Annotated in this window: 10 protein-coding genes; 4 read left to right on the forward strand and 6 right to left on the reverse strand. The window is 71.3% G+C overall.

Going from position 1 to position 13393, the window contains the following annotated elements; genetic code table 11:
• The first annotated feature begins 118 nt into the window (after positions 1–118).
• Positions 119–1738: a PspC domain-containing protein gene (locus tag ACZ6BB_RS12355; protein WP_471615185.1), complete on the forward strand. Its 1620-nt coding sequence runs from the start codon at positions 119–121 to the stop codon at positions 1736–1738.
• 491 nt (positions 1739–2229) lie between these two features.
• On the opposite strand, the gene ACZ6BB_RS12360 is transcribed toward ACZ6BB_RS12355, so the two are convergent.
• Positions 2230–2772, reverse strand: coding sequence for a DoxX family protein (locus ACZ6BB_RS12360; protein ID WP_471615186.1), 543 nt, complete (start codon positions 2770–2772; stop codon positions 2230–2232).
• 451 nt (positions 2773–3223) lie between these two features.
• Positions 3224–4501, reverse strand: a complete 1278-nt coding sequence (locus ACZ6BB_RS12365) for a hypothetical protein (protein WP_471615187.1) — start codon at positions 4499–4501, stop codon at positions 3224–3226.
• 537 nt (positions 4502–5038) lie between these two features.
• Between ACZ6BB_RS12365 and ACZ6BB_RS12370 the strand changes: the two genes are divergently transcribed.
• A complete protein-coding gene (locus ACZ6BB_RS12370) occupies positions 5039–5968 on the forward strand; it encodes a DUF4429 domain-containing protein (RefSeq protein WP_471615188.1) in 930 nt (309 codons plus the stop codon).
• A 76-nt stretch (positions 5969–6044) separates the two neighbouring features.
• Here ACZ6BB_RS12370 and ACZ6BB_RS12375 read toward each other — a convergent pair whose 3' ends face one another.
• Entirely contained in the window at positions 6045–6839 is a 795-nt protein-coding gene (locus tag ACZ6BB_RS12375) for a class II aldolase/adducin family protein (RefSeq protein WP_471615189.1), read from the reverse strand.
• 210 nt (positions 6840–7049) lie between these two features.
• Here ACZ6BB_RS12375 and ACZ6BB_RS12380 point away from each other — a divergent pair, with 210 nt between their 5' ends.
• Positions 7050–7532 carry a pyridoxamine 5'-phosphate oxidase family protein gene (locus ACZ6BB_RS12380; protein ID WP_471615190.1) on the forward strand — a complete coding sequence of 161 codons (483 nt, stop codon included), beginning with the start codon at positions 7050–7052 and terminating at the stop codon, positions 7530–7532.
• A 27-nt stretch (positions 7533–7559) separates the two neighbouring features.
• Here ACZ6BB_RS12380 and guaA read toward each other — a convergent pair whose 3' ends face one another.
• On the reverse strand, positions 7560–9140 hold the full coding sequence (guaA, locus tag ACZ6BB_RS12385; protein ID WP_471615191.1) for a glutamine-hydrolyzing GMP synthase: 1581 nt from the start codon (positions 9138–9140) through the stop codon (positions 7560–7562).
• Positions 9141–9503: 363 nt separating this feature from the next.
• Between guaA and ACZ6BB_RS12390 the strand changes: the two genes are divergently transcribed.
• Positions 9504–9902: a chorismate mutase gene (locus tag ACZ6BB_RS12390; protein ID WP_471615192.1), complete on the forward strand. Its 399-nt coding sequence runs from the start codon at positions 9504–9506 to the stop codon at positions 9900–9902.
• Between the two features lie 535 nt (positions 9903–10437).
• Here ACZ6BB_RS12390 and ACZ6BB_RS12395 read toward each other — a convergent pair.
• Together ACZ6BB_RS12395 and ACZ6BB_RS12400 are read right to left on the reverse strand one after the other, a co-directional pair.
• A complete protein-coding gene (locus ACZ6BB_RS12395; protein ID WP_471615193.1) occupies positions 10438–11199 on the reverse strand; it encodes a hypothetical protein in 762 nt (253 codons plus the stop codon).
• A gap of 301 nt (positions 11200–11500) precedes the next feature.
• A complete protein-coding gene (locus ACZ6BB_RS12400; protein ID WP_471615194.1) occupies positions 11501–13315 on the reverse strand; it encodes a GMC oxidoreductase in 1815 nt (604 codons plus the stop codon).
• Positions 13316–13393: the final 78 nt, after the last annotated feature.

Below are 13393 nucleotides of genomic sequence, written 5' to 3' on the forward strand. Positions count from 1 at the left end.
CCGAGACGCCCCTGATCTTCGGTCCGGGCGGGATCGAACACATCCCCGGGCGGATATCAGGGTTCGACCAGGGTCGTCCCGACTGCCATCGGGACGGCTCGGCGGTCACGATGGACGCATGACGGATCACCAGCACGCGGCAGCGGAGCCGGGCCCCGGCTCGGGTCCGGACGCCCGGCGGCCCATGAGCGAGCCGCAGGACGCCGTGCCCCCACCGGGCACGGGGGCGGAAGAACCGCGCGCACACGGGAGCACAGGCGCAGGCGCGGGAGAGCAGGCGGGCGCGGGCGAGCGTGCGGGCGCGGGCGCCCACACGGATCAGACGGCCACCACCGGCCGTCCCGGAGCCGCCGGTCGTCCCGGAGCCGCCGGTCGTCCCGGAGCTACCGGCCGTCCCTCCCCCGGCGCGGCGGCCCCGTCCGCACCTGGATCGTCGGGGCGTCCCTCCCCCGACGATCCGGTCGACGGGCCCGCCGCTCCGCACAAGTTCCGCCGCGACCGGCGGTACAAGACGCTGGGTGGTGTCTGTGCCGGGCTCGGGCGTCAGTGCGACATGGATCCGGTGATCTTCCGGGTGGTGCTGGCGGTGCTCGCCGCGACCGGCGGCTTCGGCCTCATCTTCTACGGCTTCGCCTGGCTGTTCGTTCCGTACGACGACGAGGAGGAGAACGAGGTACGCAAGCTGCTGACCGGCAGGGTCGACGGCCAGGCCCTCGCGGGTGTGCTCTTCGCGCTGGTCGGCTGCGGCGTCTTCCTCACCCTGCTGAGCAACACCACCGTCCTGACCTTCTCCGTGGTCGTCTCCCTGCTCCTGGCCGGCGCGGGGTACTGGTCGCAGCGGCGCGGCGCCCCCGACCCCGATCCGCTCGCCGCACAGGCCGTCGCCGACGCCCCGCCGGAGGCCCAGGCGCCGCCCGTGGCATCCGCCTACCCCTCCTGGTGGCGTGATCCGATCATCAAGGACGGAAGACACGTGGGTGGCACGGGCTATCTGTGGGGGCCGTGGACGGCCGCCGACCGGGACATGGCGGCAGCCGTCAACATCGCCGGGGGTGTCATGCCCGCCCACCGCGGCATCCGCGCGGTGCGCCCGCCGAAACCGCGCGGTCCGCGGTGGACGGGCGGCTGGATATTTCTGCTCGCGCTGCTCGCCGGTGGCCTCGGCACCGGCGTGACCTGGGAGAGCCACCCTCTCGCCACCAGCCTGCAGACCGGCCTGGCCTGCGCGCTGACGGTGTTCGGCCTTGGCATAGCCCTGAGCGCCTTCCTCGGCCGTACGGGAGCGGGGTCGATCTTCCTGGCCCTGATCACCGCGGGGCTGCTCGCGTGCACGGCGGCGCTCCCGGCGAACATCACCACCGACTGGGCCCGTACGGAGTGGGCACCGCGAAACGCGAAGGGCCTGGCGCCCAGGTACGAGCTGGGAACCGGCGTGGGCACGCTGGACCTGTCCCAGGTGGACATACCGAAGGGCGAGACCCTGACGACGAGCGTGGAGGTGGGCGCGGGCAAGGTGAGAGTGGTGGTCCCGCGGGACGTCACTGTTCGGCTGGATGTGCAAGTGGGCCTCGGTGACATCCAGTTGCCGGGTGACGACAAAGGGGACGTGGACGTGGCACCGGACAAGAGCGATCGGCTGACGCTCTCCCCCGAGAAGGGCTCGGACGGCGGCGGCACGCTCGCCATCGACCTCGAAGTCGGTGTGGGACAGGCGGAGGTGGCCCGTGCTGCGTCATGAGTTCCGGCCGGGGAAGCTCATAGCCGGCCTCTTCCTCACCGCCGCCGGTGTCGTGTATCTGGGCGACGCCGGCGATGCCTGGCAGACCCCTTGGTTCGCCGTGATACCGCTCGTGATCGGAGGGCTGTGTCTGGCGGGGGCGGTGGGTCTTCTGAACCTCGCGATACTTGGGCGTCGGGCGTCCGAACGGAAAGGGCAGTCGGGGCCGCCGGGGTTCGAGGGTGCGGCGGCGCCTGGTCCGGCCGGGACGGCGAAGAGTGCCGGTGGGGCGGGGAGTGCCGGCGGGGCGGGGAACGCGGGTGCGGCTGGGACGGTGACCGGGGCGGATTCGGGCGGGGCGACTGGGCCGAGCGGTTCCGCGGGGTGACCTCGCCTGAGCTGCCGGGAGTGCGCGGATGCGCTGCCGTGCGGGGCACCAGGCGCTGATCAGCCGCCGGCCGCGAGCTGCGCGGGGGAGCTGTGGTGCGTCCCGGGCGGAGGTGGTGCGGCGCTCAGCGGTAGGCGTGTGCGCGGTGCCTGCTGCCACCGTGACGGCGGGAGCGGATGGCCGCGTCCAAGGAGAGAACCGGGGCGCCGGCGAGGATCAGGGGGATCCAGGCCATGAGGTAGGGGAGGTCGTTGCCGTAGTAGTACGGGGATGCCGACCAGCTCACCGTCAGCCAGAGGCTGAGGGAGATCAGGGCGCCGCCGAAGGCGGCGAGGCGGGTGAGGAGGCCGAGGAGGGCGCCGATGCCGACCGCGAGTTCACCGATGGCAATGGCGTAGCCGAAGCCGACGGGGTTCTTGAGGGCCATGTCGATCATGGCTGGGATGGCGGAGGAGTCCCTGGTGGCGCTCATCATGTCGCCGATGGAGCCGGAGCCGGAGGCTGCCATGAAGGCGCTGTCGGTGAGTTTGTCCAGGCCGGCGTAGATGAAAGTGACGCCGAGGAAGACGCGCAGGGGCAACAGGGCGTAGCGGGTGGCTGTGTCTCGCCAGTCGGGGCCGCCATCGCGATAGGAGGTGTAGGAGTCCGTGCGAATGTCGTGAGTCATGGTCTGCGCCGCCTCTTGTCCGCCGTGCCGTTGACCCCTCGACAGACGATACGTTCGCAGGGGTGGGGGGGCTCAATGGTTCGGGCGTGTTTTTCCGGGTCGGGGATGCTTTTCGGGGGTCGGACTGCGGCTTCGCCCGCCACGTCTAGGACGGGCTGGCCCTGCGCCGGGCCGTGTCGACGCCGGGCCTCGTCTCTCGTCTAAGCCGAGCCGTGTCCACGCCGAGCCGTGTCCACGCCAGGCCTCGTACACGCCGAGCCGCGTCCATAGCCGCGTCCACGCCGGGCGGTGTCTTCGGCCCGCCCGCGCCGGGGGGCCGAGCACCCGGCACCCCGCAGTCCCCGGCCCGCCCCACCTGCCCTGGGCCGGCCCGCCCCCGCGTCTCCCCGCCCTGCTCAATCCCTCGACCGGCCCCGACGCGCTCCCTCACCCGGCCCCGAAACGAGGTCGCTCAGTCCGCCGAGACCTCGATCGTGTAGCGGTTGGTTTCCACGCCGGCGGCTGTGACGACCTGGACGTCGACCTTGCCGGGTTCGACGTCGGCGGGGACGGGGGCGGTGAGGACGGCGTCCGTGGGGTTGCTGAAGCCGCCTGCGACGGGGACGAGGGGGACGTGGACATGGACGGCGCCGATGCGGACGACCATGCGGGAGAGGTGGTCGGCGGTCTGCGCGCCGGGCGGGACGAAACCGGCGCCGCGGATCTCGATGTCGTCGCCGTTGCGGATGGGGGCGTCGAGGTCGCCGGCCTCGCGGGCGCGGACGACGGAGAGGACGACGGGACGGCCGCCCTCGGCGTATTTGCCGGCGACGTAGGTGGCGGCGGAGACCAGGACGAGGAGGGCCAGGCCCCAGGGGAGGTCCGGGAGTTGGTCGGGGCGACGGGCGAGGCGCACCGCCGCGAAGGTGAGGGCGACGGCACAGACGAGCACGTACTGGATGTCCGTGAAGCTGCCTCGGCCGGAGTCGTCGGTCAGGAGGTCGGCGGCGCGGGGGCGAGCGGCGCGGACCTTCTGCAGACGCTGGGAGAGGACCCGGAGGCCGACGACGCGGCGGACCAGGACAGCGATGCCGCAGACCACGGCCAGGACGGTCACGATGCCCGCGCCACGGGTGAGGTCGAGTCCGGTGATGAGGGCGTCGCGTTCCCGGTGGTCGGAGGCGGCGGCCAGTCGGCCGACGAGGACGAGGACCGCGAAGACGACGAAGAGCACCCAGGCGGCCGCGATCGCGCGGGAGGTGGACAGACGGTTGTCCTCGCCGATGACGGGGGCGAGGGCGCCGCCACGTGCCCGGTGCAGATATCCGGCACCCGTCAGGGCGGCGCCCACCAGCAGGGCGGCGAGCAGACCGGCGGTGCGGGCGACCGTCCAGCCCGCGCCGATCGCGGTGAGGGACTGGACGAGGAGAAGGGTCACGACGGCGGCCCAGACGACGATCGCCGTGCGCAGCCACAGACGGCCGAGCCATGCCTCGCCCTCGACGCGGCCGCGTTCGGCGACGAGGGCCGCGGATTGCGTGAGTTCGTCGGAGACCCACTGCCGAGAGGCGGACGCGGAGTGTGCGACGGCCGCCGGCAGTCCCTGCCCGGACGCGAACTCCTCCCGCTTCAGCAGGAACTCGGCGACCGCGCGCCGGTGTCCCGCACGCGCCCCGTGGGGGCAGTCCCCGCACGTGCACCCGCCTTCATGGGCCGCGCCCATGCCCCCTCTGGCCTCCTGCACCGCCATGCCCGAGCCCGCCTTCCCGCACCGCGTCCGCCTGCGCGACCGCGTCCCTCGGCATTCGCCGCCGTTGTCATTGCCGTCTTCCTCACGGCCGCCGTTCCACGGCCGATCCCTGTCAGGGCCGTCATCGCCATGGCCGTCATCGTCACAGCCGTCACGTCACGGCCGTCATCGTCACGATTGTCTTCGTCACGATTGTTTCGTCCATGACCGTCCTCGGCACGGCCGTCAGCAGGACCGTTGTCGTCCGTCGTCAGTTCCGTTACCTCGGTTCGGTCGCCGACGCCGGCGCCGTCGGCGACACCGCCGTCAGCGCCTTGGCCGCGCCGCCGACGGCACCTTCGTGGACGGCTCCGGGCCTCGTGGGCCTCGTATGCACGTCCGCTCCCTGCCACAGCCGTGCGCCCGTACAAGTGCCCCGCGATGACAGCGAATTGTGCCTTACGGGACACGGCTCGCGTCCGGCAGGTCCACTCCGCGCAAGGGAGGGGCGGGGTGAAGTCCCGGTGTCCGTGTTGACCCGGCTGCGAGAATCTCCGTATGGCCGAGATCATCCAGCGGGACGGGTCCTGGGCCTTCGACGGCAGCACGGTCCGGATCACGCCGGGCCTGCACCGTTCCGTGGCGCTGTTCCGGCAGACGTACGGGGAGATCGCGGTGCCGCTGGAGGCGGTGTCCGGTGTCGTCTACGAGCCCGACCGCAGGCGCGGGCGGCTCCGGTTGCGCCTGCGTGAGGGCAGTGATCCGCTGCTCCAGGCCACCGGCGGGCGGCTGCCGGACGAGGCCGATCCGTACCGGCTGACGGTGGATCTCGACCGTTCGGGGGTCGCCGCGTACGTGGCCGAGGAGATACGGCGGTCCATGCTGCTGGAGCAGACGCCGAAGGAGCCCGCCGGGGCCTACCTCCTGCCCGGCCCGCCCGTGCCGGTGTCCGTGCGGTCCAGCGACGGCAGGGTGTCGTTCGACGGTGCGCGGGTGCGGATCGACTGGAACGACACGTCCGACCGGGTCAAGCGGGCGACCGGCCCGCGGATCATCGACGTCGACGAGCTGGTGCAGGTCGAGTGGCTGCCCAACTCCGGTTACGAGGACGGGTTCCTGCGGTTCGTGACGCGTGAGGCCGTCTTCTCCAAGCTGCCGCCGGAGCGGGACCCGTATGCCCTGGATCTGTGGGGCAGCACCCGTCGCGACCTGCTCACGGCGCTCGTCGCCACGGCGGTCACGGCACGGCTGCCCCATCCGTCCACCCGCGGCGGCACCGACCGCTCGGCCGTCCTCCGGCAGGCCAAGCCCGCCGTCGAGCCCTCGCACACCCCCGAACACCACGGCCACCCCGACCACCACGGCCACTCCGACCACCACGACGTCCTCCTGCGGCGGCTCCGCGAGTTGGGCGAACTCCACCGCCAGGGGGTCCTGACGGACGAGGAGTTCGCCACCACGAAGGCAGCCGTGCTGCGTGACTTCTGACCGCCTCGACCCCTGGCCCCTGGCCCCTGGCCCCGGACCCCGGACCCCGAGACCGGGGACCGGGGCCGGCCTCCGGTCAGCTCAGCAGGTCCGGTTCGCTCCTGCTGATGTCCTGCCACAGCGGCTGATAGTTGATCCACGCCACCAGGTCGCCGCCCGCCTGCTCCCGCGTCGCCGCGGCCAGCCGGTGTTCGATCAGCAGGGGGCGTCCCGCCGCCTTGGCGGTGAGCTGCACCTGGGCCGAGCGTTCCATCGACAGGAACCACCACGCCGCCGCGTCGACCGAGTCGCCGACCGTCAGCAGACCGTGGTTGCGCAGCACGAGCGCCTTGCGGCTGCCGAGCACGCCGGCGATGCGGCGGCCCTCCTCCGAGTCCACGGCGACGCCCGTGTAGTGGTCGTAGAGCGCCTGGTCCTCGTAGAACGCGCAGGACTCCTGGGTGATCGGGTCGAGCAGTTCGCCGAGCGCGGCCAGCGCGCGGCCGTGCACGGAGTGACAGTGCGCGACCGCGACGACGTCGGGGCGGGCGGCGTGCACCTGTGCGTGGACCGTGAAGGCGGCCTGGTTCACGTGGTAGCGGCCCTCGATCACCTGTCCGTCCTGGTTGGCGAGGACCAGGTCACTCACTGTGACGTGCTGGAACGGCATCCCGAACGGATTGACCCAGAAACAGTCGCTGAACTCCGGGTCGCGCGCGGTGATGTGCCCCGAGACGCCCTCCTCGAACCCCAGTCGCCCGAAGATCCGCAGGGCCCCGGCCAGGCGTTCCTTGCGGTGTCGCCGCTCGTCCGCCGCCGACTCGTGCATCGGCGGCATGGCGAACCGGAGCTGGTCGGTGGGTAGGGGCAGGGGCGGTGTGGGCCCGTGCATGTGTCCTCCAGGGTGACTTCCTTTACGAATCGGAAGTTACCGTCGGTGCCCCTGGCAGAACAGGCCCGTCCCGTGAAGAGAGTGCGCAACCGTTACGCAAGTCACGGAAGCGCGCCACACCGCACACCGTTCGCTCGGGTCGAACCGCCGTTGTACGTCGCTCGGGGTAACCGGACGGTGGGTGTCGGGTATCCGCGCGAGACTCGACGTATGCCGGAGAACCATTCGAACTGGGGCGCGTTCGTCGCCGCCGAACCTGAGCTCGCACAGACGGTCGAGGCACGCTTCGGTGCCTTCACCCACCACGTCCTCGCCACCCTCCGCAGGGACGGCTCCCCGCGTACGACCGGGCTGGAGGTCCGGTTCGTGAACGGGGAGCTGTGGCTGGGGATGATGCCCGACTCGCGCAAGGCGCTCGATCTGCGCCGGGACCCGCGTTTCTCGCTGCAGGCCAATCCCGGCCCGGGCACGGAGATGGGCGGCGGTGACGTGCGGGTGAGCGGGCGGGCGGTCGAAATCGACGATCCCGCCGTCAAGGCGGCGTACGGCGAAGAGGTGGAACCGCCGGAGCCGTTCCACCTCTTCCGCACCGAGCTGACGGAGGTCGTACGGACCTACGTCGAGGACGACAAGTACCTGGTCGTCCAGGTCTGGAAGCCCGGAGAGCCGGTGCGGACCCTCAAACGGACCTGAGCCCCTCCACGCCGTACGCGGCGGGACTCACTCCCACTCGATGGTGCCCGGGGGCTTGCTCGTCACATCGAGGACGACCCGGTTGACGTCCGCGACCTCGTTGGTGATCCGGGTCGAGATCTTCGCGAGGACCTCGTACGGCAGCCGGGACCAGTCGGCGGTCATGGCGTCCTCGCTGGACACCGGGCGCAGGACGATCGGGTGGCCGTAGGTGCGGCCGTCGCCCTGGACCCCGACGGACCGGACGTCCGCCAGCAGCACCACCGGGCACTGCCAGATGTCACGGTCGAGGCCGGCGGCCGTCAGCTCCTCACGGGCGATGGCGTCGGCCTCGCGGAGCAGGTCGAGCCTGTCCTTGGTGACCTCGCCGACGATCCGGATGCCGAGGCCGGGGCCGGGGAACGGCTGGCGCTGGACGATCTCCTCCGGGAGTCCCAGCTCCTGGCCGACCATCCGGACCTCGTCCTTGAACAGCTTGCGGAGCGGCTCGATGAGCTTGAACTCCAGGTCCTCGGGCAGGCCGCCCACGTTGTGGTGGGACTTGATGTTGGCCGTGCCGGTGCCGCCGCCGGACTCGACGACGTCCGGGTAGAGGGTGCCCTGGACCAGGAACGCCACCTCGGGGCCCTCGTCGGCGATGATCTCCGCCTGGGCCTGCTCGAAGACGCGGATGAACTCGCGGCCGATGATCTTCCGCTTCTGCTCGGGGTCGGAGACCCCGGCGAGCGCCTTGAGGAACCGCTCCTCCGCGTCCACGACCTTGAGCTGGACGCCGGTCGCGGCGACGAAGTCCTTCTCGACCTGCTCGGTCTCGTTCTTGCGCATCAGACCGTGGTCGACGTACACGCAGGTCAGCTGGGAGCCGATGGCCTTCTGCACGAGGGCCGCGGCGACGGCGGAGTCCACGCCACCGGACAGGCCGCAGATCGCGCGCTTGTCACCGACCAGCTCGCGGATGGCCTCGACCTGCTCCTCGATGACATTGCCGGTGGTCCAGCTGGGGGTGATGCCCGCGCCCCGGTAGAGGAAGTGCTCCAGGACCTGCTGGCCGTGCGTGGAGTGCATGACCTCCGGGTGGTACTGGACGCCGTACAGCTTCTTCTCGTCGTTCTCGAAGGCGGCGACCGGTACCACGTCGGTGGAGGCGGTGACGGTGAAGCCCTCGGGGGCGGCGGAGCAGGCGTCGCCGTGGGACATCCAGACCGACTGCTCGTCGGGGGTGCCCTCGAAGAGGGTGCTGCCGGACTTGGCGACGTGGAGGGGCGTACGGCCGTACTCACGCGCGCCCGTGTTGTCGACGGTGCCGCCGAGGGTGGTGGCCATCAGCTGGAAGCCGTAGCACATGCCGAAGACGGGAACGCCGGCCTCGAAGAGTGCGCGGTCGAGGCGGGGGGCACCCTCGGCGTAGACCGAGGAGGGGCCGCCGGAGAGGATGATCGCCGCCGGGTTCTTGGCGAGCATCGCCGCGACCGGCATGGTGCTCGGCACGATCTCGCTGTAGACCCGGGCCTCGCGGACCCGTCGGGCGATGAGCTGGGCGTACTGGGCGCCGAAGTCGACGACCAGAACGGTGTCGGGAGCGGCGGCAGCGGGGTTCGCTGATGACACGGGGTGCCTTCCGGCGGTGGGGCGGGGGTCTGTGTGGTCGAGTCTACCGGGGTGCTCCCCGGCGGAGCGGGCCCACCGGGGACTCCGCCTCCGGCCCCCGCCCGGGGAGTGGACCCAGGGGGACCCGGGCGCGGACGAGGCCGGGACAGGCCGTGGCATACTGGCGCCCATGTTCACGCACCCGACCTTCCTCTTTACCTATGGCACCCGGTCCGCCGGCTGCCATGGTCGTGTTGCTTGAGCTACTGATCAGCGACTTTCCCAGGCGCCCCGGACCGACAGGTCCGGGGCGCCTGGCGTTTTCCGGGTCCTGCCGCACCGGGGAGCCACGTCCGACTTCGACCTCCGGCGAGGAACTCCCCCATGACCGTCACGAACACGAACACGAACGCGACCGCGAACACGACCGCGAACACGACCTCGGCCTCGACCGACAAGGCCGCCACGCACGAGGCCGCCACGCATACGGCCGGTATGCATACGGCCGCCACCGACGTGACCGGCGCCCGTACCGGCGAGGCGGCCGGTGTGATCGCCGGCGCCCGTGAACGCATCGACGCGCTGGACGACCGGATCATCGGCCTGATCCAGGAACGGACGGCGGTCTCCGCCGTGATCCAGCAGACCCGGATCGAGTCCGGCGGCCGCCGCGTGAACCTCTCCCGCGAGATGGACGTCCTCGCCCACTACCGGGACGCCCTCGGCAAGCCCGGCACCGCACTCGCCATGACCCTGCTGGAGCTGTGCCGGGGTCGCGTCTGACCGGCGCACGTACGTACGCCTGCTCTCTCACCCGTACGGCGCGTGACCGTCGTGCGACACGCTTCGTTGGTGTCGGTGTCCGTGCCAGCCAGGTCCGGACCCGACAGAACCACGCGTGGCTCCGCTGGAGCGATGAGGTGTACGGATCGTGCCGTGCGCCGTGGGACCTCGCTCCAGGGTTGTGACCGGGCGGCAGGGGACAGCAGCCCGGTCACGCAAGAGAACCGCCGGCTCCGGGGACGCCCGGGGCCGACCGGCGGAATCCTGTTCAGGGGTGGCCGGAACGGTTGCGGAGGCCGTCTCCCCTCCCTCACGACGCGGAACAGGAAGCCGTCGGCCATCCCTGGTCGGTACCAGGCGCACGCCCCCGGTGCGCCGGGCGCCGCCGCCCCCCAACCCTTGTCCACCTCCACGAAAAGCGGCGCACACCCCCCGGCGCCGCTTCGAGGCACCGGCGCGGCCCTGACGTCGGTGCCGACGCAGAAGGGCCCCGCGGCTTCCGTCCCGCGGGGCCCTTCGTCACGTCGTGGTCCGCTCAGCCGGCGGCCTTCTCCAGCTTCGCGACCTGCGCGTCGAGGATCTCGTCCGGCACCTCGGCCTTGTCCGCGTCGAGCATGTTCATCGAGTAGAACCCGATGAGCGTCGAACCGCTGCGCACCACCGTGAAGGACATCGGGATCTTGGCCCCCTCGATGTCGGCCTTCAGCTTGTACGCGACGGCCTCGTCGCCCTGCTTCGGGGCGGGGCGGGCCTCGACGGCGGTGTACTTGTTGCCGACGTGCTCGTATCCGTCGCAGTTCTCCGTCGCGGTGCGCAGGTCGGCCATGACCTTCTCGGCGTCGCTCTGCTCGTGTGCGGCGAGGGCGAGGGAGACGACACTCGCGGAGAGCTTGTTCTCGGAGGTGACGGTGCGTCCGGCGCGGGCCTTCGGCTGCGGGTCCGAGGTGAAGTTGAACATGTTCGCGAGGGGCTGGCAGGCGGCCGGCTTCGCGGGAACGGGCACGCCGGGCATGTCCTCCGCGGGCATGTCGGCGATCTTGTAGCCCTTCACGTCCCCCTTCGCGAGGGCCGCCTCCTTCAGCTGGGCCTCGGTCAGCGCGGCCTTCCCGCCGCCCTTGCCGTCCTGCCCGTCCTTCGCGTCCCCGGCGGATGCGGTGCCGGCGACCGACGGCTTCGTCGCGGCGTCCTTGCTCTCGTCGCCGCCCCCGCCGCACGCCGCGGTGAGCCCCAGCACGGCCGCGACCGAGACGGCCACCGCCGCCCGCGACACCTTCGACCTCATGTCCCCCGCGTTCATGTCCCCCACCTTCGTGTCCCCCACCCTTACGGCTTTCTTCGCATGCCTCACAGAGGCCTCACAGGCCACATCAGATCATGTGTGCGACCTGGCACCACAAGCGGTTTCGGGTATCACTTCACCCTCAGCCGGACGTGATCCAGGTCACACGAAAAACCTGTCATCGCGGGGGCAACCCTTCACTCGACTCATGGGTCACACCTGGCACACGAGAGAAGGACCCGCACTCGGAGGGGGGTGCGGGTCCTTCTCCGCTGTCGTCTCCCGCGCGGTCACCACCGCCGCGGACGGGCCGGCCGGCCTACTTCTTCGGCGGCACCGCCGGCACCGGCAGCAGGGGCAGCCGCAGCGCGCCGAAGGCGTCCGCCGGGACCGCCGGGTGCAGGGGCTGCACGGGGCCGAGCCGTTCGTAGGCCGCGCCCGGGGCCGGGCGGTGGTCGGGCTCGCCCTTGTTCGGCCAGTGCGCCATGGCGCGCTCGGCCTGGGCGGTGATGGTCAGCGAGGGGTTCACGCCCAGGTTCGCGGAGACGGCGGCGCCGTCGACGACGGAGATGCCGGGGTGGCCGTAGAGGCGGTGGTACGGGTCGATGACGCCGTCGGCCGCGCTGGCGCCGATGGGGCAGCCACCGAGGAAGTGCGCGGTGAGCGGAGTGCCCATCAGCTCGCCCACGTTGCTGCCGGCGAAGCCGTTGATCTCGGCGGCGAGGGTGGAGGCGGCCCTCGAAGCAGCCTCGATCTGCTTGGGGTTGGGCGCGCCATGGCCCTGACGTGCCGTCAACAGGCCCTTGCCGAGGCCCTTCGGCTTGAGGTGCGTCGACAGGGAGTTGTCCAGGGACTGCATCACCAGACCGATGATGGTCCGCTCCGACCACCGGCGGTTGGAGAGCGAACGGGCCACCAGCAGCGGGTGCTTGACCGCGTTCACCAGCCAGCCGAGGACGCGGGAGGCATCCGACGCGGTGCCGCCCGCGTACGGGACCTGGAGGATGGACAGGCCGCCCATCGCGTTGGAGCCCTTGCCGTAGCGGACCGGCTCGATGTGGGTGTTCTCGTCGGGGTGGATGGAGGAGGTGATCGCCACGCCTCGCGTGAAGTCGACCTCGGGCACGCCGTGGGCCTTGCGGTAGCGGCGGCTGTCGGTCTGGGCGCCGACCAGGGCCTCCGAGTTGGTGCGGGTCAGCATGCCCAACCGGTCAGAGATGTGCGGCAGTTGGCCGTTCGCCTTCATTCGGTGCAGCAGGGTCTGGGTGCCGTAGGTGCCGGCCGCGAGGACGACGCGGCGGGCCTTCAGCACACGACCGGCTCCCTTGCGCCGCTGGTCGGTCGGCAGGGTCGACACGGCGTAGCCGCCCTGCGAGTCCTCCGTCACGGCCACCACCGTCGTCATCGGGTGGACGACCGCGCCCGCCTTCTCGGCGAGGTGGAGGTAGTTCTCGTTGAGGGTGTTCTTGGCGCCGTGGCGGCAGCCGGTCATGCACTCGCCGCACTCGGTGCAGGCCCTGCGGGCGGGACCCGCGCCTCCGAAGTAGGGGTCCGCCACCCGCTCACCGGGGGCGGCCTTCGCCTTGCCGTCGGCGTCCTCGCCGTCGCCGAAGAAGACGCCGACCGGGGCGAGGTGGAAGCTGTCGCCGACGCCCATCCGCTCGGCGGTGGCCTTGAGGTGCACGTCCGACGGGGTCATCGTCGGGTTGAGCCGTACACCGAGCATGCGGCGGGCCTGGTCGTAGTACGGCTTCAGCTCGTCCTGCCAGTCGGTGATGTCCTTCCACTGCGGGTCCTCGAAGAACGGTTTCGGCGGTACGTAGAGGGTGTTGGCGTAGTTGAGGGAGCCGCCGCCCACGCCGGCCCCGGCCAGCACCATGACGTTGCCCAGCAGGTGGATGCGCTGGAGGCCGTACATGCCGAGGGCGGGGGCCCAGAGGTAGTTCTTGAGGTCCCAGGAGTTCCTGGGGAGGGTTTCGCGGGTGAAGCGACGGCCCGCCTCCAGGACGCCGACGCGGTAGCCCTTCTCCGTGAGGCGGAGGGCGGTCACCGATCCACCGAAACCCGATCCGACCACGATGACGTCGTAGTCGTATTCGTGGTCGTGGTCGTGGTCGTAAGCGTCTTGCGGCACGTTTGCTCCTCGTCGAGTGTCCGTGCGGGCCGTCCGTGAATGCTCGTGGCTGCTCGTGGTTTGCTCGTGGTTGCTCGC

This window comes from Streptomyces sp. NPDC041108, from assembly GCF_055592645.1.